This is a genomic window from uncultured Lactobacillus sp. (genome assembly GCF_947367125.1).
Lineage (GTDB): Bacteria > Bacillota > Bacilli > Lactobacillales > Lactobacillaceae > Lactobacillus.
Genome location: NZ_CANBCQ010000026.1, coordinates 1 through 26,284 on the forward strand (window position 1 = coordinate 1; position 26,284 = coordinate 26,284).

Genomic DNA, 26,284 nt, shown 5'->3' on the forward strand with positions numbered 1-26,284 from the left:
CCTACTTTGATTAAATAAATAATTAAAAAATCAATTTACGAGAAAGATCTATTTACACAAAAGATTTGACAGTTTCAGAAAATTAGTAATTAAGTAAATTTTATCAAAAGCCTATAATCTTTGTTTTTATGTTCAATTTTCAAGAAAAAGAGGGCCTATAACTCTTTTATTAAAATTAGTGTTTTAACAAAAGAGTTTGGTAAAAATTTAAAAGAGAGGTGTTTTGAGTAAAATAATTGGCAAGATGTACTTTGTTTTATTGATGTCTTCATTGAATAAGTATTAATGCTATAATTCAAACACGGAAAAAAACCAATAGTTGTGATCGTTGACGTCAATCATAATTTTAGATAAAAAAGCCTTACCATCGACTTTTCAAGCGTCATCATGTAAATATTTTCGATGCATTGCGCATTAAGTATAACACAGCAAGTTTGACTGCTTTAAAAAGATAATTAATTCATGATATAATTATCTTTATACTATTAAAGTTAATTACTTCAATAGTCAGGTTGGTAAATTAGCTTAGTGCTGCGCGATCCAATACATGATATGTAAAAGTGGTACTAAGACAAAAAGACTGTAAGTCTTGCTGATTTGCAGTCTTTTTTTATGCTCTATCTTTTATAACATATCTAATATTATGTAAACTCTTTTATTAAAAGAAGAACTTTAATTAAAGAGTTGTATTATACAAATAATCTTTTAACTAAAATAATATGCTGTTCCTTAAAGGATTATCTGAAATATCTATCTTTTATTACTCAAATTTGCTCAATTCATTAGCTACTTTACCAATCAACTAGCAAACTTACGCTCTACATCAGAATCAACCGCTATCTTTTCCATTTGATGGGTCCAAGTCAGCTATTGCTCCTCTTTCCCATTTTTAGCAACTGCACTATTTAGTAAAACTAATGGAAATATGGGAAGAGTTTTTCGAAATTAATTTGGCTTATTAATCAGCTATGCTATAATTTAATTATCATTTAAGATCCAATAACAACGACTTTTAAGTCATATTTTAAGATAGATATTAAAGAATACCTATCTTAGATGTATGTCGTTTCTTTAAGGTGGTAACCGCAAAAGCCTGTCGAATAATCAGCAGGCTTATCTTAGATGTATGTCGTTTCTTTAAGGTGGTAACCCCTTAGCCCATTGATTAACCCAGTAACCATATCTTAGATGTATGTCATTTCTTTAAGGTGGTAACCGCCATCTAATTCTTCATCTTAGATGTATGTCATCTTTTAGAGTAATAACTTTTTATTATTAAAAGAGAACTTTAATCAAATAAGAGTATATTAATTAAAAGCTACCCTTTTCTGGTAGCTTTTAATTATGTTTTTTTATTCAATTCATTAGTTGCTTTAAGTAATTTTTTCAATGATTTTTCGAAATCATATTTTTCTTCTGCAGTTAAATTTTTGGTCACATTTTTAAATGATGATTACCCTGAGTTCTGTTTAACTCGTTGGGATGCTGGCTGGGAGCAAATTAGAAAGAATATGACTAATGGTACTAATATACTAATATCTTTATACCTGCCTATCAGCAATTAGAAAATAATATCAGAAACTATATTTATGATTATGTTTTTTTAGAGAAATAAGAAATGACATTTTCTTATAAAGATCCTAGTCTCAAAAAACAGAAAATTTACCAAGCTTACGGGCAGAAAAAAAGACGCTAAGCGCCTTTTTTTGGTTGTTTTTATAGCTAGTAAACAAGATAAATAACTAGTTATCTAAGAACTTAAAATCAAATAAAAAACAGAAAATTTCACATAATTGAATCGTAGAAAGATTTAGCTCAATATCGTCGAAATGATTATTTGAAAGGCAAAGAAAATTATTCAAATTCATCTTAATTGATGTTACGTAAATATCAAGATCTAGCATTGTATTGCCTGAACGATATGTACTAAACCAGTTTAATGTTTGGTACTTAAGGTCCTCTTCTATATAATTCAGTTTAACTTTTCCGTTTTTCAAGCATTGTAACTTATGCGATAAGTAATCTTTATCATTTATTATTTTTGCTAACTCTTTTAAGGTCTGTGGTTGAGAATCATCTACAAGATGGACTAGTTTTAATAAATCGATATAATGTATTAAATAATACATTTGTGCAGCTCTAAAAAAACTACTAGCATCGTCAGAAACATTAACAAAATTGTCCTGTACCTTTTTAAACTGTATTGAATCCTCCCTATAGACTTTCAGTTTATATTCAGTGAGTGGTTTTGTATCAACAATAACTGTAACATCTTGTATCCCTGGAGAGGCTAAGATTAAATGACGAGCAGAATTATTAGTATAATCGACATCAAAAGCAGTTAATCCATTAATTATATCTGCAATATTTTGCACAGTAGCATCCACTTTATATCATCCCTTTTAATATTAATCACTAATGATTTCTAACACTAGATTAGTATGCTCTTTTAGTATTTAGTTTGATTTCGAGAATTTACCCCATTCAATATCAACGCTAGAAAACAAGTTGCGCAGCCATAAGTAGAATAAACTGTAGCCTGATAACCCCACAGCACCTATCAGCATATATAAATCCACATGATGAACAATACTCATCCACAACACAATTGCAATTTGAAGGAATAATAAAGTAACCAATTTGCTTTTCTCTCGCTTATTAGACTGTTGAAATTTTTCTTCTTGTATTTGTTGTTCTTGTACAAGATTTTTAAGTTCTGATATGGGATGCATCATACATAATTTAGGATTCAAATGTCCCCAAAAGAAATCAGGTCTAAATCTGCCAATGGTAGTAAACCAAATTAACCAACTTGGTATTTCTAAAAGCCATACACCTATTAATGCTATGCCACGAAATTGAGTATTGACTGGTAAAGCCATACCACTTATAACACCTGAGCATAGGCAAATCACAAATAAGAACCATCTTTTTTTAACAAAAAAGTCATTTATTCTTTTATCATGCGTATTAAAAATCAAACCAGGACATACGTATTGCTCTTCTTTATTATTGGTCTCCTCTTCCATTAATATCCTCCTTGATTTATTTTTATTACTTGTCAGCATTCTAGTTACATTTTTTCATAACCTACCCCTCCATCAAATAGATGGAGGGGTAGGTTATGTGTCTGCCTGTTAAGAAATATATCTTATCATCCGTACGTTACAATTTCAATGTGAGCAATGCACTCCGTTTTGATAGCAAAATCTCTAACGTAAAGTTGACTACTTCTATCAGCAGAATATTCATCACCTTCAAAATCACTTTCTACTAGTGGTTTAAAAATGCCATTTTCATCTTTACTTCCAAGTACATGCGCATTAAAGTAATATCTGCTCATGTGCATATTGGCATAAACAAGATCATCTGCAGAATCATCATCATCTACATTTGAAAATAATGCGTAGAATGTGTTTTGATTACCGTACATATACTTCTTCATTTTAATTTTTACCAAGTAATGATCCTTGATATCTTCAATCTTATTTGTAAAACCACTTTCATCGGTTTTAATTACAGATAATAAATCTTCTAAGTCCATTTTTATCTCCTATTGTTTAGTTTTTTCATTATTTTTGCATATCTTAATAATATTCCTTTTAAAACGCTATTTCTCAGTTTCTCTATTTTACCTAAACTGTTATCAATATACTTAATTTAAAGCAAGCATTTCTTCTGTTTTTGAAATATCAACAATATTTAATCGTTTTCTTGTATTCTTTGTATAGAAATATCGGAGGAAACGATTTTATGACTAAGAAGATCTTAGATAAGAATTATATTTTATCTAAATATGATATCATCAAAACAAATAAGCACCGCTTACCAGTTAGTCTTGATTTTACTAAAGCGGAAAACGATTTTATTAGAACTAATTTTCAAAGTATTGAGAAACTCTACGTTTATTTTGGAGATCAACCAACGCACGGTAATGTATGGATCCCAGATGATATTTACATCACGGAAATACAACAGCTTGCTCAAGAGCTAGGATATCCTCCCCACTCTGTCGATTATCCACGATCAGCTTCGGCTATTCATCGTTTCAAAAGAGATTGGAAAGGAGTTCTTGAAATAGCATGTATTAAAGCTACTTTTTGCTCCGCACAATCTAGGGTAAGCAAGGAAGAAATACTTTATAAATCCAGACAAGTATTTGAGAATAGCAACATGAATTATTTGCCTGCTTGGAAAGAACTAAAGCGGCTAGGAGTCCCTGTTGCGTCCATTTATCTGTATTGGAATAAAGTAGAAGATTATCGAAAAGAACTAGGAATCCCTTCACGAGCTGAATGGGAGTGGCAGGTACGCTCTGCTTGCTTAGAAGATGCCACTATAAAGCTCATTAATGCTTCTGATAATTGCCCCATTACGATTAAGTCACTTGTAAATCAAAGCAGATTAAAACGCTGGGAAATTGCTAGAATCATTAAACAATATGGTGGTCTAAATAAATATATTACTGCTATTAGTAACAAATGACCTACCACCCATCAAATAGATGGGTGATCTCTTTGTTTAGAGTTTTTCTGCGAACAGCCTGACTTCTGCTCTTCATTCAAAAATGTTCGCTCAATTTATTTGAGCTTCGTGGCTTTTTAATTCCCACCAGAGCATAAAAGAGCTGGTTCTGATAACGATGCCGTTCTTTTTGCCAATTCTTAAATGGTGCGGACTAAGCACTGCAATTTGAGCCTGAGCGCCAGCCCTGGTTTGATACTTAACGTTTTTAATCGTTGCGGTTTGGCGATAATACTTACGGCTTTTAAATCTCGGCTTGCCCTGCTTAACCTGCTTTTTAGTCAAAAAAGTCCACATGGCATCGCTAAAGCGCTCCACTGTAAATTGCAAAGAAGTGCTGTTAACTTTCTCGAGCCATTCATACTCTTTACGCATTAAGGATAGCCAGCTCTTCAAAATACCGATTTTTGGGAACTTTAATTCAGGATTGGCCTCATAGCGTGCCTCAAAGGTAGCCACAAATTGATTCCAGACAAAACGATTAGCTCCAAACAACTGCCAGATCCAAGCTATTTCTTCGCCTTCTGGATAGATGCGGTATTGTCTAGTGCCAAGCTGAATCTCATGCTCGGCCAGCTTAGTTTTAAAAGCCATAGTTTCACCTCCTTAATAATTTAAGGATAGCAGGAAAAACAGGCTAATTCAGGAAAAGTCCAGAGAATGAACAAAAAAAGCAGGAGAAAGACCAAATTCATCCCCTCATCAATAGCTGGGGCGGTATTCTATGTTCTTTCTCCTAACTGTTTGCTCTTATTGCATAAAGAATGCATTTTCACTTAATACCATTGACTTAAGAAATGCATTCTTTTTATTTATTTTTATTATTAAATTGAAATTTGTGATCCATTTTTATCCTAAAAGCAGGTAATTTGCTTTTAGGATAAACTCTGTTAAGCAAGTCCTTGGTTTGGTTCTCATCTATATTTTGACTTAATTGCTCTGATTTTTCTTTAAATTTTTCAGCTAGTAAATCACCGTCAGTGAAGCGTGAATGATAGTTTTCTTTTTCAAAATTAATAATTTTTATGCCAATAGTCAGATTAATATGCTTAAGATTCTCAATTGTCTTTTTACGGTAACGATTTAGGCTTGCCTTATAGACTGCTGAATAAACTAGTTTTGCTACTAAGAAATCGCCACGATCATAATCAGAGATAATTCTAGGGTTAATGCTGGTAGCACCACGTATACCAGAAACAGTTGCATCCATTTTCATGACACCACAGTGCAAGATGTTAGTTAAGCCAAAGCCATATTGTATTCTTCCCTTGGTCCTATATCGTTTAGCATAGCTCTCTCCTACAACAGCATCCCCAATAGCAATGTCTTGATAGTCTTTATTGCCAAAATACTTAATATTATTCACTGGTAGCCAAAGATGATAGTCAATTGCAATATCATGGCTCCATTGCGTAAAGTAGCACCAGCTCATTTTCTTTTCATCGCTAAGCAATAGAATATGGTCTAAAAGAATAAAACTATTATGCGATTCAGGATCTGGAGATGTAATATCTGATACTACTGCCAACCATTTAAATGATTTATGATTTTGAACAAATGGCTTTAGTATATCTCTATTGCTTGCTTCATTTTGAGTATCATGCTTATGCCAATTTCTTGATTCAAACATAGCTTGTTTTACATTTTCTTGGCAAGCTTCATTAATCGTTTTGTACTTTTTAGGAATATCTGATGTTAAAAATTTAGGGTAAAGCCAAACTTTGTCCTTAGCAAATATTTCCTTATTTAGTAAGTCAAAATATTTTAATTTTTCTCTTGTGTTGTGATAATCACTGCGATTTATCAAATCTTGTTTTATTTTCTTTTTCTGTTTTATTTTCATAGAGTGAAGCCTTTTTTTATTTAGCTTTTTCATTTTTTACTTCCTTTCCGTATACCAAAACTTTAGCATTTTTAGACGTGTAATTCTTGTTTACTCAAGATTGAGCATTTTCTGTTTATTTGATATTTCTGAACTTGCCTAATATTTAACTCACTTTATTAGTAGTTATCAGCCTTTTTTATGAACTTGATCTTAGAATCGTCCTCTCAGCATCCCTTTTTATTCAAAATGCATTAAAAAAGAGCCATTTTTTATGGCTCATTAATTTAACATAATAATGATTATTTTTGATTTATTTTAATTTCGCAGGTAACTAATGTATCATTGTGGCTTCCACCGTGTGCAACTATCAAAACTCGATAGAGATTAAACCCTCTTTTTATCCCTATTCCATTTGAATTCCACCCAAAGCAAATACATTTGCCATTGGGTTTTAATATCCGAGCTATCTCGTCCAAATGTTTTCTCCGCCAAGAAGCTTGCGTATCTGCTTGTGTAACTTCAAAGCCAAAATTATGATAACTTTCCGATACTTGTCTAGTAGAGTACGGTGGATCGTATAGTACAATATCAGCCTTACCCGTAGGAATTGATTTCAAAAACTGTAATGCATCTTCATGATAGTCTGAATCTACATTAGGATTTAAATCATTAGTTAAAGTTCCAAACTCTCTTTCACCGTTTGAAAAGGGATCAACTACAATTTTATTTTGCTCTACTTCACAGCTAAGAAGGTCATGGATTGGCTTAATGAAAAAGGTGTTCTTATTAGGCATCGCCCATTGTCTTTCAATTAGCATCTTTTCACCTCTAATCAGCATTGTTTCTAAGTGAAAATTTAACTAGAGTGTGAGATGGATAAGCAGATAGTTGATTAGCAAACGTATCATTATCATCATCCATATTATTAGCTTCTGGCGCTTTAGGATTAATATCAATTTTTGCTTCATAACCAGCTCGATTAATTGCTTCATACAAACTCTTAAGTTCTTCTACCTTATTGGTATGTGCTTTAGGACTAACCTTAAAAATTGCATTTTCTCTTTCAGTCCATGTTCCTGGAACATCTAAATTAATTAGACTATCTTCATTGATTTTAAGAGTAACTGAAACATTTAAATTAAAGCCATCTGCTTCAACTAAATGAATAACTTTAATCATATCTTCGTAGTCACCTTTGTCTTTTATCTTTAAGGTGGCACGATAAGGTATGCCTTGCTTGTCTAGGGCTTTTCCTACATCAAAAGGTGTAATCACTGCTTCTTTGCTGTTATCATCGGCATGATCTGCATTTTCTTTTTGTTCCTGCTTGGCAGGGGGGATAAAACTAATGCTGACCTTGTAATCTCCCTCTAAATAACTGTTATACAAGTTAACGACATCTTCTGGGCTGGCTTCTAATACTTCTACTACTCGTTTAGTGGTAGTTCTTTCGTTACCATCTATGTCTGCATCTACTGGAAAAAGTGTTTTAACTTCAAAAATTTTTTCTACCATAATATAACCTCATTTTTTATCAATTATGGTTTTACGATAGCATCAATATCATGTTTACAAAGGGTTAGCTCCATAATGCAATATATTTACTTTTTCCAGTTCATTGGTAATATGTTATGTTCATCCCTTACCTCATTTATTTCATCTGCTATATTCATGGACAAATATGGTCGTATAATATCAGATCTCGTTGGATGCCACAACTTGCGAAACCCTTTAGCTAAAATTTCTCTTATTCGGTTAGCCGATAAACCAAAGATTAGTCCTATTTCTCTATAAGTTCGTACAGTACCGTCATTTTTCTTATAATTTCTTTTATTTTTATCTTCATTTTCCGTTCTGGGAATCAAATATCGTAATCGTATCGTGTTCTCTTCGTTATCGTTTAGAGTATTTAAAACAGCATTTATATCGTTTCTAAGGTCACAATATTCTTCTAACAGTACAGGATGTTCAATCAAATAAGTATTAGAATCAATTACTTGAGTTAAATTTCTTGGATCTAAAATTTCAAGGTCAGACATATAAGCACAAATACGGTCAAGACTTTCTGTACTTTTGGTACTTTTGATAATTAGTTCTAGTAATTTCTTTTCGTCAACAAACTTCTCAAGTGGACTAGCTAATTTGTCTTCACTCTGCATTTCTTTTATATCTTTTTTTACTCGAGATTCTAATTCAATATACTCCTGGAAGACATAACCTTTAATAGCATCTTCAAATTCAGTTTTGCTTTCATTGAGCAAAATATCATACAAAAAGCTTATATCACCGAATTTGGTACCTTTTGTTAGCTTATTCTCTAAATCTAACAAATATTGCAATTTATCATTCAAGAAATCAATTTCTGCTTTAGCATCACTTTTGACATTTTGAAAATAATTAATTCTCTTATTAACATAATTTAAACGCTTAATATAATCAAAATTCTTTTTATTATGATAAAGTCTTTGGTAGCGTCTTTTTTCATCGTAATAATTCTGCCATGTTCTACGTTTATCCTCGATTTTAGGTAAATTGTCTAATTTAGCAAATGAACCACGTAAATTTTCATTGTCCATGAGACGGATACTATATATTACGGCATTAGATATATAGGTAGACGAATATACTTCTTCGTCTTTCCCGCTTTTGTATTGTTTGATTAGCTTTGGAATAGTCTTAGTTGCTAATTCTTCAACAACATACGTGATTTTTTCGCTCAGATTTTTGTAGTCTTCACTTTCAAATTTAAACATACCGAAATTTAATTTATATAGTTTTTTCAAGTAGTTTAAATCATCAGTGAATCTTGGTACTTTAATAACAAAATTTTCAGCAATTTTAATTTTCATACTTTTTCTTCCATCCTTGATTAGAAGTTTAGCTTATTCATTTTGTTATTTCTGATTTTCTCTATTACTCTAAATATGCTATTTCTATGTAAAAAAAGGAGCTACGTAAAAACGCAACTCCTTTATTCACTAGAATTTTCACTTAGCTCTACATTTCATCTAGCTCATCCATAAAGTAATATTCAAACTTGATTTTTGCTCGTAATCCTAAAGTGTAAAATCCTGAAGATTTAAAAGTAATAATTTTCATAATTAACTTCATATCATTAACATGCGGCGATCGTTTTCTTGATGATAATTGTTTAGGATTCTGGCCCACATTGACCACACTCATCATTAAATATTCACTTCCTTTCCTCATTATATAGTTTTAATAAATACTGACCATTTGGTTTTAGATCTTTTGTCACCGAAAATTGGTAGTTGTCCAAAAGCTTTAATTACTTCTGAAAACTTAATTTGATCGTCATTCCATTTAAAAAGTAGAGTGCCATTGGGCTTAAGTACTCTAAGGCATTCATGAAAGCCTCTTGAAAGATCTTCCTGCCAATGGTCTTTATCTAACTTACCGTACTTAATAACAAGCCATGAGTTTGATCCACCATATTTTAAGTGCGGAGGGTCGAATACAACTAAATCAAAGGTATTATCTTCAAAGGGAATATTTCTAAAATCGCCAATTATATCAGGATGTACTTTGATTTTTCTTTCCTTACCTCGATCTAAGATCGCTTTTTCAATATCTCTTATATCCATGTAGGTAGTATGAGGTTCATGGTTTTGATACCAAAACATCTTGGAACCACAAGCAACATCTAGTATTCTCATTTCTTTGCTACGTCCTTTCTTGTTAATCAGAGCATAGCAAAATTTCACCTTTATTTTTTCTTTGCTCAATTCTAATCAAAATTGATCGTATCAAGAATATGTTCACGTGTTTCTTGGTCTAAACCTAAATAAGCTAAAGTTACTTCCTCAGATGAATGATTTAAAAGCTTCATCACCAAACCGATATTGTGGTTTGTTTGTTCATACACTTTAAAGGCACCTGTCTTTCTCATAGTATGAGTCCCTAAATAAGGGATGTTTAATTTTTGACCAACTTTGTACATTATCCGATAGTAACGTTTACGATCAATATGCTTTTCTGGTCTAGTAAAAGAAGGAAAAAGCCACTGACTTGTAAATACCTGTTGTTGGGGATGTTTGCTTTGCCATTCTTGAAGCCAAACATAATAATTTTCTAAATCTTTGACAACAGGTTTTAAGTATAAGACATTATGTTTTTTTGTTTTCTTATCAATCGTATAAGCATTTCGTTTGATTTGGCCATCATAATCATAGACATCTGATTTTTTTAGTTTCAGAACATCACTTACTCTTAACAATGTTGCCTTACCTACTTGAAAAATTGTAAAGTTTCTCATACCAGTATCAAAATCTTTTTTTAGCGAATCTTGCACGCTTTTTAAAACCCACGCATCTTTAATTGGTTTTACAATTTTAGTTTTATTACTCATTTTTTATCCTTTTTGCTTTAAAATTAGCACTTTCGGAGATTAACATTCTACGGCCTTATATGATTAGTTATCAATTTGTTTATATGAACTTTGCCTTAGAATTGCTCTCTCAGCACACTTTATTTTGACTATTTATTTAGTACTTTTTCAGAAGTTATCCACAGGCTTCAACACCTATGGTGTCTTTTTATGTTTTATTTATATTTTAACACCATCAATTTTAAAATACAGTTTTACTCCTTGATATATCAACGTTTCCGAAGAAAGAAGGTGGTGTCTTTCCTCGGAAAAGACACCACCTAGTTAAAAGCAAAAGAAAAGCTATTGAGGATCCCTTCTCAATAGCCTTCTTCTTTAAATCATCATTACTTTGATAACTCCATCAGTTGTATTTAAATTGTAAAAATGTGATGACATGATAGCCTTAGCTTCATCAGCAGTTAAGCTTGAAGCTATTTTCCCTTCTTCTGTTTGCTTTTCCTTGCAAATGAAGAAGTTATTGACTAACAGAATATCACCATTTTTGTTAATCAATGAAGGAACTGTCTTTTTAGTGTACAATCCTGATTCATCGTAGTAAAAGCTATATTTTTTATCATTGATGGTGAATGACTTAACATCAAAAAAATTACAATTGATTTCTTTCTGAAAAGTATCAATATCATTATTAATTGACTTATACTCAACTAAGAATGGTGCTGTGTGAACCAAGATTACACTAATTTGATTAGACTTCATAGTTTTACCTCATTTTTGTTTAGATTTCTATCGACTTATTCAATAATACATCATTCATAATTTTTTGCATTATTGACTTTTCCTGAAAATATTTTTCAGTTTGATATATTTTTCGTTGAACATAAGAATTTATATTTAATGAAAATGAGAGTGTAAAAATGAAAAATTATAAAATATTTCCATCAAAAGAAAAAAGCAAGAAAAATTATTTAACTGCTGAAGAAGAAGAAAAGAGAGAAACAATAGCAAATAAATATATTATTGCTATTGGTTATTTAATGCTTGTAGTAGCTATTGTTATTCCTTTTATTCTTTTACCACAGGCAAAAAAATCACAATTAAAACTTCAGGATAAAGTTCATTACGAAGCAACAGGTAGACATCTACCTAAACATCCAAGATCAAATCGTTCAGATTATATTACCAATGTATACGTACTAAAGCCCAAGAATAAAGCTTACTTTTACAGTGGAAAAAATATTGTTAGCCAAGGGAAAGAAGTAAGTACCATCATCATTCCTACAAAGGTCTCAGTAGGTCGAACTGTCTACGATGATGAAAGTCTTTTTACTGGTAATTCTCATGCAGGAGATCCATTCTTAGAGAATATAGGCAGAGCTAGAGATACTAATATAGATTTTCCAAATAATATTACTTTAAATTCAAACCATGCTTATCCTTTAGATCAAAACAGTTCTTTTATTAAAGTAATAGCTGTCAAACAGCTCTACCAATATGTAAGATATTTCTTCTCTAATCGCTATTACTTCGTAGCTCCTATTAAGAGCAACGATCGTGTTGACCCAGAAGACTCTTTTAGCAGTCAGCACACTTATTATCTTTCCCTTAATGAATTTACATTATCCTATCAGAAAAAATATAATGTCAGCCGATCCAAAGATCAAATTTGTATAGGCTTTATTGAAAAAAAGTAAAAGATTGCTTGTACGAAAATGTAGCAAATATTTAGGCTTCTAATTATTTCCGTAACATAGCAGCATACTTTGACCTACATAGTAAGAAACTATGCTATAATTTAATTATCATTTAAGATTCAGTAACAATGACTTTTAAGTCATATTCTAAGATAAGTATTAAAGAATACCTATCTTAGATGTATGTCATTTCATTATGGTAATAACCAAGAAATTGGCTGTGATTACACTAAGTTACATCTTAGATGTATGGCATTTCATTATGGTAATAACCTCCTTGATATGGTTTAGGAATATAATCGGGATCTTAGATGTATGTCATTTCATTATGGTAATAACCTTAACAATCATTGCCTTCGTTGCTAACATGATCTTAGATGTATGTCATTTCATTATGGTAATAACCCAAAGATGGTACTTTATATTTAGTTACTTCATCTTAGATGTATGTCAGTTCATTATGGTAATAACCTGAATATGGTCGCAGCATCGCTAAAAATCAATCTTAGATGTATGTCATTTCTTTAGGGTAATAACCAGCCTGTCATTAGTTTTAGTACTTCTTAGATGTATGTCATATCTTTGTGGTAGTAATCATGGGATCGTAGATTTAATGCTATTTCTGCATCTTAGATATATGTCAGTTCTTTGCAACAATAAAAAAGAGCCAAATTGCTTAATCTTTGACTAAGTATCTGGCTCTTTTTTAGTATTTATTTTTCTGCTTATAGCATCTGCTTAATTGATACATGGTTTTCTTTAAGTCCAGTAATTGATTGCGTAACTAAAACTGCATTCTCAGAAATCAAATTATGCTTTTTGCTTAAAGTAAATCTAGTATGATACCCCAACTTTTCCAAGACTGGTGAAGTTGCATTAGAATGCAACAAAATCAAAATTTGATTTAATACAGTTGCCTTATCACCTGGCTTTAGAGAATTAAAGGTCTTTTGAGCATCTACCAGTTTCTCATAGCAACAATTTAGCTCAACAAACATAGGCATATAGTGCTTGATCTGATACAGGATTTCTTTGTAAACCTTAATTAGACGCTCATCTGCATTTTTTCTTGCATCCTTTCGTGCTTTATGATTAGAAAAATCTGGATCTACAACCAAATCCATCAATGCTTGCTGTGATTCTGCAGACAAGATTAATTGTCTATAGTTCCAACGATAGCTAGTGCTAGTAATAAAGAATTTGCTACCCTTGTCAATAACTACTTGATTAAATGGGATCTTATTCTTTAAAATCTTGATTTTTTTAATTTTCTTCAGGTTAATACCAAGCTCTGGTTTAATGATTTCCTTTAGTTTTTCTTCATACTCAGTATATCTAATCTTTTGTAGAACATCTAATTCACTAACAAATCTACCTGGAACACCATAAAAACCATATTGCTTATTACCATCGCTCCTGGTGATTTCAGCTAACATCATATAGCCATCAACATTAGATGTATAGCCACCATAAATATCGGTATCATACTCTTTTTTCTTGGGAATAAGCTTACGAGTTTTAGCAGTATCTCGATCATTTCTTGGGAATAATGTTGCTTTAAACATTGCTCCATTATGATAATCAATAGCCAGTGACATCTTTTGTGATTTGTATTTGTAAACGGTATTCATTTTTGTAATTAAGTCTTTACGATTAAACGCTATCACATCTGTGCCATTAACAAAGATTTGATCTTGTTTACCATAAAGTAAATTCCACAAGAAATTAAAGCCTTGAGATTTTTTCTCTGAATCTAAGTGAATATCTTGATTCTCTTGTTTTTCATTTTGGGGCTTAAGATATTGACCATAAACAAACAATCTGCGAGCTTTCGGATAAACTTTGTAAAGATAAGTCCCCACTACAGCTGTCAAATAAGCATCAAATCCACGATAATACTCATTTAAATTTTTGATTCTGAAATAATCGAACTGATACCTAATGTTGGCTACCTGACTATTACGAACTTCAATAATTTTTGTATGCTTAAAGCGACTTTGCATAATTGTAGCAAGCAATTTTACAATTTGTTGGGTTTCTACTAACTGACGAGCAATGTAACCATCTCTTTGATACTTATTAAGAGTGCTAAAATCAGTAGTTAAGTTTAATAGTTTACCTTTAGGAATTAATTTTAACCTATTGAGTTCAGTCCAAAATGCTTTAATTGGCATACCTAAAGCATCAGAGTAAGAATTTCCAAACTTTAAAGCAACCGAACCGTCAACAATTTTGTACTTAGTTAAGACCTTATTATTTTGCGAGTCATCAGTAAGCTTAGAGCGTGGAATTATATGAAGAACAGTGTATTTGTAAAGTTCATCGTAATCTATCACTTCCCCACTAAGGGCATCCCTGCCGAGCTGTTGGAAATAGAAGTATTGCTTATCATTAAGCTTATATTTACTCTTCTTAATAGCATTAGAGAACTCATCAGCTAGTTGCTTGCTAAATAACTTGTTAGCAGATTTATCAGCTTTAAGCTGACTCAATATGCGGTTTAACTGTTTGCTTCTAGCTTCAGTTTGTTTTCCTTTCTCCTGCTCACTACGTTGGAACATGAGGAAGATCTTGTCAGGTTCTTTACCGTGATTAAGTTTGATATATTCGTCAACCACGCTCATAGTTTTTCTAATTGCTTTTCGATTACTTGGTGAGGTATAAGAGTTAGCAAGGATATCTTCTAAGCTTTGGTTCTTTGCAGCAGCTTGGCTAATTTTATCAATCTGTTCACGAAATTCTGGTTTGTAGACAATTTGTTGGAAATTAGCTTTAGTAGTTTCAAGCCGCTGCATAATACTTTTACCATAGTTATCCTTAAGTCCTGTAAGTAGTCTTTTAGACAATCTTCCCCAGCCTCTTAATCTAGTATTTGCCACAAATTTCTTTTGGTCATCATCAAGCCATTCGATTTCATCCAATTTCTTAGCAAGTATCTTATGATCTTCAAAGACTGTAGACCATTCGATCATTTTTTCTAGGTCTTGTTGATAAGCGAAATTATCAATTTGGTTAGGGAAATATTTTTTCCAAGCGTTATACGTCTGCAGACTTGAAGTGAACTCTTCAGGATTAGATAAACCTGTGATCTTACTACCAGGGATATTGTGCTTAGCTAATGCTTTTAGAATACGACTAGTGTTAACCTTATTGGTCTTCTTAAATACTTCGTTAAATAAAATTTGCTTAACACCGCCACTAAGTTTTTTACCATCCAAATTAACATTGCTCAATTCATTAAATACTTCGTACTTTTCGTATAGTAAGCTATGTTTTGGTAACACTAACTCACTTAATAGATAACTATCTTTAGCAATAGAGCGCTTGATGAACTTATCGGCAGTTGCTTCAATATCCACCTTATCATAAAAATTCCATGGAGTAATGGCTCCATTATCCTTACGAACCATCCAAGCAAAACGACTTGTCTTAGGAATTCCAGATTTAACTTGCTCTTCTGGAGTAACTAGAGGTCCTACGTAATAAGGTATAGTAAACTGCATTAATTGACTCAACTCATAAGGCGCATTCTTACGATCCTTTTTTGCTGGGTTAGGTTTAACTAAGAAGTCATAGTATTTACCCTGGTTTTCGAGGATCTTATTGAAAGTAATTGCATTCAACTGATAAGGGATAAAAACGTTATCGCTTGAGCGCTGAACAGGCAAGAAATTATTCTGAGCAACCAATTCACCTACCTTATCGCTGAATCTAGTTTGAAGTCCTTGTTTATCAATGCTCTTCAATTCTTTGTTGATTAGTTTGTAAAAATCATCTTGCGAGAAATTTTTAGCTACATTGACTTTTAACAATTTACGTGCAGCTAGGAGATCTTTTTTCCTGTTACCAATGTATAACGTATAGCCTGCCTTAAGAGTCTTGGCCATTTCATCTGGTAATGTATTCAAGAACTTAAAATAAAGATTTAAATCTCTCTTATGCTTATCATATAATGCAATTTTTGCATCAACAACGTTGCTGCTTCCATTTAAAATATCAAGCAGTGAAATAGCAGAATAGATTTTTTGCAGAGTTTCAAAAATACCAATTTGGTTATCAGTCATACTACCGCTAATTGCATCAAACTTTGTATCTAGTTCCGGATCATCTAACTTAAATGACCATGCTTTACTGGTTAACTTATCCAGATCCATGTCAAAAATAAAGTTTAGGTGGAAGCTGTTCCCCATAATTGCATTAACAATTTGAGTAATGATCTTATTATTACGCTTTGCTAAATCTTTATCAGGAACATTATTTACAATTAATTTCTTTAATTCTGCAATCTTTTCCTTCTTACGCATTGAACGGTCTTTAATGACCTTTTCAATTTCAGGCGAATTAGCAACTGCAAAGCTTAGTCCTTCTAGGTCATTATAGTCATCTAATGCCAACATGTCGTCCTTGAGATTTAGCTTTCCTGGCTTGAACTGTGACATAGGCGTAGTATTAAAGAAATGACCTCTATGTTTTAACAAAGAATGTAAGGCCCAGTAAATTAGTCTAATATCAGCTTTTTCGTCTGTAATCATCAAATACTTTTGTAAATGCCAAATTGTTGGAAATTGCTTGTGATAATAGCTAGCAACGTTAGGTCGATCAAAGATTACAGTTCTAAACTCCTTGCGTTCGTCAAGTGGAGACAATCCTGCTTGCTTGATACGGTCAAACATTAACGGATCCACCTTATCAATTTCTGGCTTCATAATTTCATTAAAATAATGATTGATTCGATTTGCTCTTCTTTTAGTGGTTCGTCTAGCACTTCGAGCTAATCTTCTTGCCTCTGCAGTTTCACCTTCGCCAAATTTTGCTACCCCGATAGCTTTTTGATGATGAACCGGTTCCAGAATATTAAGATTATCATCTACTTCAACATGTCCTACAGCGCTTGTACTTGGTGTCAAAGCCAAATTATAGTTTTTAATTTTCATAATATTTTTCCTTCTTACTTATTGCATTTTATCCAACTATGTAATAGAATCTGTGTATGGATTATTACATAAAGAAATGACATACAACCTTAGTTGATCTTTTTCAACTAATTTGTAGTTTAAGATAAAGCAACAAATTACTATTTAAGTAGTTTGAAGTTTCAATGTAATGTTCCGGGATATATCGGAATCTTAAAGAGCTATGCTAAAGAGCATAGCTCTTTTTTTACTTTATTTGGTGCTTATATACCACCTCGTCTCTATCAAATTACAAATTCTTTTCTAGTAATTTATGTCTTGTTTTCTTAATGGAATTTTGTAGAAAATAACGGCAGTTTGCAACGGATCGGAAATCTCTTGTTTACAATATAAGCAAGTCAATTTATTAGGTATTTCACCAATAGTATCATAGTAATAACCAGAATATACATTGCAATACGGGCAGTACACTGGTATCACTGGTTCAAGGTATTTATGTTGAGCTAAAAATTCCAAAAGTTTGTAAGTATCAACAATGCTTATTTTTAATTTTCCTTGGACTTCACTGGGAGAAATTAAATAAGTAAAATCATAATGCCCAATGAAATCTAAGAATTCGTCAATATCAATGTTGAATTTTTGCTTTTTGAGTTCTGGTACAATTTCTCCAAAAATATCTTTTGTTTTTTTCATTTTTTAACCTTCTAATTTCTATTTGTGTGCATCCCTACGCATTAAACTTGATATGTTAAGCATAGCAAAATATAGAAACCAAATCAGAAAAACTCCAGACTTAGTTATCATTAATAGTTTTTCAAAATAAAAGCACTATTTAAAAATAGTGCTTTTATCTGCAATTTATTGCGTATCTTTCGTTACTTTTGCCATTTTATAAAGAAAATTTACTTTTAGTTTCTTCAAATCTTCTCTGTGCCATCTTTTTTGCAATATCTTTAGTCATATCAGAAATTTGCATTGCTGAATTATAGTCATCACCAAAGAACTTTTTAAGCATATGCAAGCCATCAGCCATTGTAGTACTGTCCGTGGCATCTGTATATTTGTCTAGCCACAATCTGATTAATGATTGCGCCTTAATATTAAGTCTTACTTGCTCTTTTCCTGTCTTAGGATCTGTTTCCTTAGTTGGTACGACATGAGCTTCCCAGTAAGTCGGTCTGCCATTGTAAAACACGCCAATAATTGATTTATTGTTGTTCATTTGAGAAATTTCTACTGAAATTGCCATAGATTTTACTTCCTTTCTTAATTACTCGCATCCCAATCAGAGATTGGGATGCATCTTTTTGTTTTTATTAAAAGTTGTAGTAACTAATTCATTTGCTACTATTCCAAAGTCTTTCAATTTTTGGAACGTCAATCGTGTTATAGCTTTGATTGTTAATCCTAAAAGTAGGAGTAATGTACACGCCTATTTCTTCCAAGTCAGATCTTTGATAGTGATTAGCATTAACTACATTTACTCTATTCTTATCTAAACTGTGCTTAAAAATAAGCCATGGCATTACTTTTCTGCATCTTCTACACTTTTCTCGGTAAAAGATCGTCATTGTTTTAGACTGGCTAAGCGTTTCGGGTGTAGTCGTCCATTCCCAATACTTAAACCGTCCAAAAACAAATAAAGGATAAGCCATACATAAAATAATTACGATTAACAAAACTTTTTTTTTGTATTTAGATTTACTATTCATACTCTTAGTTTAAGTTGATTACTTAAAGCTGTAAGTTAAACTCATAAAGTCTGAAAATCCTTCTTTAACTTTCAAGCCTTCAATTTGTCGTCCCATATCAGTTAATACACCAACGATAATTAATAGACTAGAACCACTTAATCCCATTTCCAGACTTGGTGAAATTAAACTTGAAGCAATTAATGGTATTACTGAGATCAAAGCTAAGAATGCTGAACCAGGTAAATCTAAGTCATAAATTAAGTTTTTGACGAAAATTGCAGTTGAATCGCCAGGCCAAACACCAGGAATGTAGGCATCCTGTTTTGAAAGATTGTCTGCCAACTTATTAGGCTCTACCTGTACCAATGAGTAAATATAAGTAAAGAGGACAATCAAAATACCATACAAGACGGTACCAGTTGGTGAATTTAGAGAGAAGAAATCATTAACAATTCTTGCGGTAACCGAATCACTTTTAGCTTGGACAAACATCATAATTGTTTGAGGAATGGTTAAAATGGAACTAGCAAAAATTACTGGTACCACACCAGGAACAATTAATTTAAGTGGTAAGTAACTGTCCTTAGCAACCGTATTATCAGTTAAACGATTAGCAGTTCGAGTATATTGAATAGGTAAACGATATTCTGAACGATTAAACCAAACAATGATTGCAGTCAATACTACTAATAAAACTAAGGTAATGATTACTAAATCCCACTTAACTCCCGCACTAGTTGATACTGATAAGTAAAATGATTTAGCCATATCAGGTAGACGTTTAACGATACCTGCCATAATAATTACTGAAATCCCATTACCTAGACCATATTGCGTAATTTGATCGCCAAGCCACATAGCAAGAAACGTACCTGCTGTAAGTAAAGTCCCGATTACTAAGTAAGTCCACCAACTGTTATCAACGGCATATCCTAATTGTGACAAGGAGTTAATACTTGCTACAATCCCAATTCCTTGTACAAAACCAAGAATTAAAGTTAACCAACGAGTGAGTTTGGTCAGCTTTTTTCGTCCAATCTCACCCTCCTTACTCCACTCCGTCAAGATTGGGATAACGTTTGATTGCATTAGTTGAACAATAATTTGTGAGCTAATATAAGCACTTAGTCCCATTGACATCAAGGAAAAAGTTTGGAAGCCACCACCGCTAAACATTGCCATCATGGTTAAAGCAGGGTTATTGGTAATCTTTGATAACTGCCTAGGATCAACACCTGGAATTGTAACGTAGGTTAGCAAATCATAAATCAATAAGATTCCAATTGTAATTCCAATTCTTTTTAGTAAATTCTTTCTGTTTTCTTTTTTAGTAGAACTCATACTCATATTTAACGTACTCCCTCTCTAATCTCCGTATGTAAGAAGAATCGACAAACGTCTTTTTCAATGTTATTGGTCATTTGGTTATACATTTCATGAGCCATATTCTGATACTCAACTAATGGATTGTATTGTCCATAACCCCTTAATGTAACTGACTGTCTTAATTGTTCCATAATATCAATATGGTTTTTCCAATTAGCATCAATGGCATTTAAGATCATTGTGCGTTCAAAGTCTTGCATCTGATTAGGATCAATTAGGGCTTCTTCTTTATCTTTAAGATCTTTAAGGGTCTCTTCAAATAAATATTCTTTTAATTCGTCTCGATTTAAACTCTTAACTTGCTCTAAGCTTAAACGCTTCAGATGATTAGTCTTATCAATGCTACGTTGTAAATTCTCTTTGTAGTGAGAATCTCTAATCGTAGTTTGTAGTTCATCAATTGTTTGACTTGGATTTAAATCGACATCTAGATATTCTCTTACATACCTCACTAAGCCTTTGTAATTGGTATGTTCCTTATCTAAGAAGTATTTATCAACCGTGCGTCCAACAGTACGATTAATCATTGCCTTTAAGTGAGGTGTAAGATCCTCTTTAGAATCCAAAATAGTCTGTCTTCGGCTATATAAGTGGATTCTTTGTTCATTCATCACATCATCGTAACGTAAGGTATTTTTACGTTGGTCAAAGTTGTTTCCCTCGACCTTTTTCTGAGATTGACGTACAGCACTATTAAACAGACGTGAACTTTTAATTGGAATAAATTCTTCGCCATCTGCCACAAGTTTATCTTTGGCTTTAGCAATTCTCTCGCCACCAAATCTTTTAATTAGATCGTCTTCCAAGGACATATAAAAAACTGTTTTACCAGGATCTCCTTGACGACCTGCTCGTCCACGCAACTGATTATCAATACGTCTTGATTCGTGTTTTTCGGTTCCTAAAACAAATAATCCGCCTAATTCTCTTACTCCTGGTCCAAGCTTAATGTCAGTACCACGTCCTGCCATGTTAGTTGCAATCGTAACCGCACCTGCTTGTCCTGCTTGAGCAATAATTTCTGCTTCCTTTTTGTTGTTTTTAGCATTTAACACCGCATGAGGGATGCCAACTTGATCTAACATTTTGGATAACAATTCTGAGTTCTCAACAGAAGCAGTTCCGACTAGCACTGGCTCTCTAGTTCGATATATCTTTTCGATTAAGTTAAGCACTGCTCTGAACTTAGCTCTCTCCGTTGGATAAAGTACATCAGGTAAATCCTTACGTGCAATCGGCTTATTAGTTGGAACAGTTACCACTTCCATACCAAATGTTTGATAAAATTCTTCACTTTCAGTAGAAGCAGTCCCCGACATGCCCGATAATTTCTTGTACATTCTAAAAAAGTTTTGGTAAGTTACAGAAGCTTCTGTCTTATTAGCGTCATGAATTTCAACGCCTTCTTTAGCTTCTAGTGCTTGATGTAAACCGTCAGAAAATCTTCTCTCACTCATCACACGGCCAGTATTAGTATCTACGATAAGTACTTCACCGTCTTTAACGATATAATCTTTATCTTTTTCCATCGTGTAATTAGCTTTCATGGCTTCATCTAAATAGTGAGCTAAGATGAAAGAATCCTCATCATATACATCTTGACCACCGAAAGCTTCATTAGCTTTTAAAATTCCAGACCTTTCAAGTGTGATTGTCTTAGTTTCAGCATCATATGTAAAATCATTTTTGTTCATCCGTTTGGCAATCGCATCTGCTTGCTTGTATAAAGCACGGTAGCTCTTGTCACTACCTGAAATAATTAATGGAGTTCTCGCTTCGTCAATCAAAATAGAGTCAACTTCGTCAACAATTACATAATTTAAACCTCTTTGCACTTGATCTTCGGAATATTTGACCATATTGTCACGTAAATAGTCAAAAGCAAGTGCATCATTAGTTGAATAAGTAATATCGCAGTTGTATGCGGCTTTCTTATCCTCTAAGATCATTTCTTCACCATTTTGACCAACCGTCAACCCCATAAAGGTAAATACTGGTCCCATTTCTTCAAAGTCACGTCTTGAAAGGTACTCATTGACTGTAACTACATGTACGCCTTTACCAGTTAAAGCATTTAGGTAAACAGGCATCGTTTCAGTTAAAGTTTTTCCTTCACCAGTACGCATTTCAGCTAAGTTTCCTTGATGTAAAACAATACCACCTAGAAGCTGTACTGGATAAGGATAAAGCCCTAATACGCGTTTATCTGCTTCTCTAATTGTTGCGAAAGCTTCTACCAGTAGATCGTCTAGTGTTCTGCCATTGGCCAATTCTTTCTTAAACTTTGAAGTCTGTGATTGAAGCTCTTCATCGCTCATAGTAGAATACTTATCTGCTAAAGCCTCAATTTTATCAACAATCTTTTCAAGTTTCCGCACTTTAAATTTATTATTCTCAACAATTTGTTTTAATCCCATATTGTCTCCTTACAGCTTGCTTATCAAACTAGTAATCAGCACGTCAATACCCCAATAAACAAGAGAACTTCCGATTACTACTAAAAGTACATAAATCATATGTTTTAGGGATGTTGGTATCTTTTCCCATGTAACTTTTTTCAAAGTCTTAAATACTCTAGTTAAGTAATGCATCTATTCCTCCTATTTAGTAGTACCAAGTACGATTAACAAGATCACTAAAATAACCCCTAGCAATTCTGTTAAACGAAACATCAATAATTCATATCCACGTGGTTTAGGACGTTTAGAATCATCCATTAATGCAGAACTGTTATCGTCTGATTTATTAGGTTGCAAGAACACTGTGACGATTAATAAGCCCGAAACCATGAGCAAAGCCGTACCTAACACAGGATTAATACTGATAGTGTGTTTTGCTTTCTTTTTCTTTTGCAAATATTTCTTAGGTATGGGTTTACCATTATAGTCAACCAATTCTCCTTTATGCTTTCCTGTACCTCTAAAAGCAATGATTGGACGATTAGCTTTTTTCTTTTTATCTGCTTTTACTTTTTTATCGTGTGCCAGTTTAGCTTTCATTTGATTATCATAGCCCACGATCGTAGTGACATACGCTTTTACTTTTTTTGAATCACTGGCGCTACCAACTTTGACCGCTGATTTAGTAACTGCATGGTATTTAGCTTGTGTAGCTTTTTGATTAGCTTTATCAGTCTGATCTTTTTGTGCCACTTTAATGTAAGCTAATACTTCTTTGCTAAATTGATAGACACTACTAGAGTATCCTTTATAATTATTCGCACCTTTTAAAGCATCTAAAGAATTTTGAACAGATTTTTCTTCCTTTTTAATACTTTTGTTGTAGTATTTATTAAAATTTTTAGCCTTTTTGTCTTTAAGCTGTTCTTTGGCAGTCACGTAGCCATGGACATTCATTAAGCTAACAGTGTTTTTTTGAAATTCAGAAGTTAATTTTTTCTGGGTTAATGGTGTTTTAATTGAACAGCCTGCTAAAATTAAAGTTATCGTAGTTGAAAGAGCTACTAACCAAGCTTTTTTTAGTTTAATCATCCGCAGATACTTCCTTTCGCAATTCTGCTCCATACTTTGCATCGTATTCTTTTAAATAATCATTCAAGATTCTTCGTTGTGCTTTAATATTTCCGATTAACACATCTGCTTGTTCATGACGCTTGGGATCTTTAAGTACGTTATCCTGCACAAAGGAATCAATAGTTAAGTAAATTGCTTCAAAAGGTGACAGAATTTGACCATCTATTTCAGAAAAATGTTCTGTGGTTGCCATCATTTCTGCTACTACGCTTTTAATTACTTGATTGCTTGGTACTAAGGCTTGATCTAAGTGATTGACATAATAAAAGCTTACAATAAAGCTCCGCAAAGCTTGGGTATGCATCGCTAGAGGAATTCCTTGAAAAGCTTTACGCAACTTTTTCGTCTCCTTCGTATTGTTTTCTTGGTTACCAATTTGAAGCAAAACATTATAAACCACTTCTACCACACTAGTTGTGCTGTCAGCATCGTCCTTAGCAATTTTTTTAGCGTAATCTAAAAGGTCATTTTTAAGAACAAAAACTCCATTTTGCAATTCATCTTGTTTGGTATTTGACATGTTAATCCTCCTAATTTATTTATTGACACTCATATCCTATAAATTTTCCTATCTCTTTTGTTTTTTTTTCTATTTTCCAAAAAATCCCCCTTTTTCTGGTTTTTGAACAAACAACTTTTTTAAATCGTTTTGTTTCATAATTAATTTTGGATATGGAAAGGTAGGTATTTTATGATATTTTTTACGACAATTCACCACTTAGATAAATGGCATTATCTAAACAGCAAAAATATTCGTAAATATTTATCTGCCTATCCGTATTTGCAAAACGGCAACTACTATGCAGTTTGCTTTTACTGTCATAACCCTATTAGATTAGTCGGTAGGCTTAATGCTAAAACAAATGAAGTTTCCTATTATGGCGTTCATAGTAAGAAGCTCATTCCTGGTTTTTCTGTATTTGACAAGGCTAAACTTAGTCACTGTTTATACAAAAATAATCCATCAACATTTGTTTTAGATCCTTTAAAGCAAAAGTCATTAAATGTTAATCAGGTTAACATTGATTCATTACGTAAAGATCTTACGTATTACACGGGCTTTTACTTTTCTAAAAAGCTCACCTATTCATTTTTATTGCGGAACCAAAAAGCCTTTGAGTACAGGGATGTAGATCAGTATAATTTTCCGTTTGTACTACTATTAGTAGCCAAATCGGTATCTTTAAACTATCGTAAGGTTGCAAACCCCCGTCTTAAGTATGCAATAGATAATAATGCTGATTACTTTCAAGTATCTTCTTCAGGACAAATGGTTCCTCTTGATGAAAAAGCTAATTTAATAATGTCTTTTGAAGAACAAGAGCTTGCTAAAAATCAGTTGCCACTACTGCATGTACGCATCTACGAGATTCTAGATGGTACAAAGAATTTAATTTGTGAATCTCACATTTTTGCAAAGATGTTTAACAATTTAATTGATGAAGAAAGGACTGAAATTTAGTGGAATACACGCTAAAGTCAAATGGCTCAGTAAAACTAGCTTTTGCACTTATTGGTGGTGGTCTAGCAACTACTGTTGTAGCACCTGCCGTAGCTCACGCTGATACAGTTAAAGTGGAAAAAGGACAAACATTAAAGTCGATTGCTAAAGAACACCATGTGACTGTTAAAGCTTTGGCAAAAGCAAATCATCTTAAAACCAATGCTAAAGTATCAGAAGATCAAGATTTAGAAGTTCCTGATCCACCTAAGACATATACTGTTAAAGCGGGTGATACTGTCTCCGAAATTGCCTATGAACATGGTTTAAAAACGGAAGACGTGCTTAAGTGGAATAACCTGTCATTCAGTGATTCTCAGATTTATATTGGAGATGAGCTTAATCTGCAAGATCCAAACCAACCACAGGAAAATGACAAACAAATCACTACTCAAAATCAAGGTAATTCTAACGTTCATCAAGCTTCTTTAGTTGGCGACACCAAAGCAGAACAGATTGTCAATTTAGCAGTCCAGTATGCTAATATGGGAATTCCTTATCAATGGGGTGGAGAATCACTTAACGGTTTCGATTGTTCTGGCTTGACGCAATATATTTATCGACAAGTTGGTATTCAAATTAATCGTGATACAATTCATCAAGAACAGAATGTAGATACAACTGATGTTGCCTCTGCATCTGATGTTATCAATACTGCCCGCCCAGGGGATCTTCTATTTTGGGGTTCACACGGTGCTAGCTATCACGTAGCTATTTACATTGGTAATGGTAAATTTGTAGCGGCACCACAACCAGGACAGAATGTTGATATTGAAACAGTATCTGATTACTTCAAACCTTCTTTTGTCGGCAGAGTAGTCAGATAAGCATTTAAATAAAACCAACAAAAAAGAGCTGTAAGGCTA

The 26,284-nt window shown here is 32.8% G+C and carries 23 protein-coding genes, 1 pseudogene and 1 CRISPR repeat array; of the genes and pseudogenes, 4 read left to right on the forward strand and 20 right to left on the reverse strand.

Annotated elements, in window-relative coordinates; genetic code table 11:
- Positions 1-1,742: 1,742 nt before the first annotated feature.
- The 3 genes from Q0Y84_RS07810 to Q0Y84_RS07820 all read right to left on the reverse strand — a co-directional run bounded on the left by Q0Y84_RS07810 (position 1,743) and on the right by Q0Y84_RS07820 (position 3,544).
- Positions 1,743-2,387, reverse strand: coding sequence for a hypothetical protein (locus Q0Y84_RS07810; protein ID WP_297952421.1), 645 nt, complete (start codon positions 2,385-2,387; stop codon positions 1,743-1,745).
- Positions 2,388-2,456: 69 nt separating this feature from the next.
- Entirely contained in the window at positions 2,457-3,029 is a 573-nt protein-coding gene (locus Q0Y84_RS07815) for a hypothetical protein (RefSeq protein ID WP_133464145.1), read from the reverse strand.
- 125 nt (positions 3,030-3,154) lie between these two features.
- Positions 3,155-3,544 carry a hypothetical protein gene (locus Q0Y84_RS07820; protein WP_297952425.1) on the reverse strand — a complete coding sequence of 130 codons (390 nt, stop codon included), beginning with the start codon at positions 3,542-3,544 and terminating at the stop codon, positions 3,155-3,157.
- A gap of 209 nt (positions 3,545-3,753) precedes the next feature.
- Between Q0Y84_RS07820 and Q0Y84_RS07825 the strand changes: the two genes are divergently transcribed.
- On the forward strand, positions 3,754-4,485 hold the full coding sequence (locus Q0Y84_RS07825) for a hypothetical protein (RefSeq protein ID WP_297952427.1): 732 nt from the start codon (positions 3,754-3,756) through the stop codon (positions 4,483-4,485).
- Positions 4,486-4,623: 138 nt separating this feature from the next.
- Here the strand turns inward: Q0Y84_RS07825 and Q0Y84_RS07830 are convergent.
- The 9 genes and pseudogenes from Q0Y84_RS07830 to Q0Y84_RS07870 form a co-directional block, all read right to left on the reverse strand.
- Positions 4,624-5,118: pseudogene (locus Q0Y84_RS07830) on the reverse strand (transposase); the annotation flags it as partial.
- A 214-nt stretch (positions 5,119-5,332) separates the two neighbouring features.
- Positions 5,333-6,400, reverse strand: a complete 1,068-nt coding sequence (locus Q0Y84_RS07835) for a hypothetical protein (RefSeq protein WP_297952429.1) — start codon at positions 6,398-6,400, stop codon at positions 5,333-5,335.
- 248 nt (positions 6,401-6,648) lie between these two features.
- Positions 6,649-7,167, reverse strand: coding sequence for an adenine-specific DNA methylase (locus Q0Y84_RS07840; protein WP_297952430.1), 519 nt, complete (start codon positions 7,165-7,167; stop codon positions 6,649-6,651).
- Positions 7,168-7,177: 10 nt separating this feature from the next.
- A complete protein-coding gene (locus tag Q0Y84_RS07845; protein WP_297952432.1) occupies positions 7,178-7,864 on the reverse strand; it encodes a hypothetical protein in 687 nt (228 codons plus the stop codon).
- An 86-nt stretch (positions 7,865-7,950) separates the two neighbouring features.
- Complete coding sequence (locus tag Q0Y84_RS07850; protein ID WP_297952434.1) at positions 7,951-9,198, reverse strand: sigma factor-like helix-turn-helix DNA-binding protein; 1,248 nt, start codon at positions 9,196-9,198, stop codon at positions 7,951-7,953.
- Between the two features lie 148 nt (positions 9,199-9,346).
- The gene (locus tag Q0Y84_RS07855; RefSeq protein WP_297952436.1) at positions 9,347-9,535 is read right to left on the reverse strand and encodes a hypothetical protein; all 189 of its coding nucleotides are present in this window, start codon (positions 9,533-9,535) and stop codon (positions 9,347-9,349) included.
- A 23-nt stretch (positions 9,536-9,558) separates the two neighbouring features.
- Complete coding sequence (locus tag Q0Y84_RS07860; RefSeq protein WP_297952438.1) at positions 9,559-10,026, reverse strand: class I SAM-dependent methyltransferase; 468 nt, start codon at positions 10,024-10,026, stop codon at positions 9,559-9,561.
- A gap of 71 nt (positions 10,027-10,097) precedes the next feature.
- Positions 10,098-10,718: a tyrosine-type recombinase/integrase gene (locus Q0Y84_RS07865; RefSeq protein ID WP_297952440.1), complete on the reverse strand. Its 621-nt coding sequence runs from the start codon at positions 10,716-10,718 to the stop codon at positions 10,098-10,100.
- Between the two features lie 354 nt (positions 10,719-11,072).
- Positions 11,073-11,456, reverse strand: a complete 384-nt coding sequence (locus tag Q0Y84_RS07870; RefSeq protein WP_297952442.1) for a hypothetical protein — start codon at positions 11,454-11,456, stop codon at positions 11,073-11,075.
- Between the two features lie 158 nt (positions 11,457-11,614).
- Here Q0Y84_RS07870 and Q0Y84_RS07875 point away from each other — a divergent pair, with 158 nt between their 5' ends.
- The gene (locus tag Q0Y84_RS07875) at positions 11,615-12,391 is read left to right on the forward strand and encodes a hypothetical protein (RefSeq protein ID WP_297952444.1); all 777 of its coding nucleotides are present in this window, start codon (positions 11,615-11,617) and stop codon (positions 12,389-12,391) included.
- Between the two features lie 172 nt (positions 12,392-12,563).
- Positions 12,564-12,987: direct repeats of the CRISPR family, unit length 36 nt; unit sequence ATCTTAGATGTATGTCATTTCATTATGGTAATAACC.
- 129 nt (positions 12,988-13,116) lie between these two features.
- Here the strand turns inward: Q0Y84_RS07875 and cas9 are convergent.
- From cas9 to Q0Y84_RS07915, 8 genes are all read right to left on the reverse strand, one after another.
- Positions 13,117-17,325, reverse strand: a complete 4,209-nt coding sequence (gene cas9 / locus Q0Y84_RS07880) for a type II CRISPR RNA-guided endonuclease Cas9 (protein WP_297952446.1) — start codon at positions 17,323-17,325, stop codon at positions 13,117-13,119.
- Positions 17,326-17,607: 282 nt separating this feature from the next.
- Positions 17,608-17,997 (reverse strand): hypothetical protein, encoded by a 390-nt coding sequence (locus Q0Y84_RS07885; protein ID WP_133477240.1) that lies wholly within the window; start codon positions 17,995-17,997, stop codon positions 17,608-17,610.
- Positions 17,998-18,193: 196 nt separating this feature from the next.
- Positions 18,194-18,553, reverse strand: coding sequence for a hypothetical protein (locus Q0Y84_RS07890; protein WP_297952450.1), 360 nt, complete (start codon positions 18,551-18,553; stop codon positions 18,194-18,196).
- Between the two features lie 481 nt (positions 18,554-19,034).
- A complete protein-coding gene (gene secY / locus Q0Y84_RS07895) occupies positions 19,035-20,345 on the reverse strand; it encodes a preprotein translocase subunit SecY (RefSeq protein WP_297952452.1) in 1,311 nt (436 codons plus the stop codon).
- A 2-nt stretch (positions 20,346-20,347) separates the two neighbouring features.
- Positions 20,348-22,801, reverse strand: a complete 2,454-nt coding sequence (gene secA, locus Q0Y84_RS07900) for a preprotein translocase subunit SecA (protein WP_297952454.1) — start codon at positions 22,799-22,801, stop codon at positions 20,348-20,350.
- A 9-nt stretch (positions 22,802-22,810) separates the two neighbouring features.
- Entirely contained in the window at positions 22,811-22,975 is a 165-nt protein-coding gene (secE, locus tag Q0Y84_RS07905) for a preprotein translocase subunit SecE (protein ID WP_297952456.1), read from the reverse strand.
- A 9-nt stretch (positions 22,976-22,984) separates the two neighbouring features.
- Positions 22,985-23,875, reverse strand: coding sequence for a preprotein translocase subunit SecG (gene secG / locus Q0Y84_RS07910; protein WP_297952458.1), 891 nt, complete (start codon positions 23,873-23,875; stop codon positions 22,985-22,987).
- Positions 23,868-24,437, reverse strand: a complete 570-nt coding sequence (locus tag Q0Y84_RS07915) for a hypothetical protein (RefSeq protein WP_297952460.1) — start codon at positions 24,435-24,437, stop codon at positions 23,868-23,870. Before Q0Y84_RS07915 ends, secG begins: the two co-directional genes overlap by 8 nt.
- Positions 24,438-24,608: 171 nt before the next feature.
- Between Q0Y84_RS07915 and Q0Y84_RS07920 the strand changes: the two genes are divergently transcribed.
- The gene (locus tag Q0Y84_RS07920; RefSeq protein WP_297952462.1) at positions 24,609-25,379 is read left to right on the forward strand and encodes a hypothetical protein; all 771 of its coding nucleotides are present in this window, start codon (positions 24,609-24,611) and stop codon (positions 25,377-25,379) included.
- Positions 25,379-26,245 carry a C40 family peptidase gene (locus Q0Y84_RS07925; protein ID WP_297952464.1) on the forward strand — a complete coding sequence of 289 codons (867 nt, stop codon included), beginning with the start codon at positions 25,379-25,381 and terminating at the stop codon, positions 26,243-26,245. Before Q0Y84_RS07920 ends, Q0Y84_RS07925 begins: the two co-directional genes overlap by 1 nt.
- Positions 26,246-26,284: the final 39 nt, after the last annotated feature.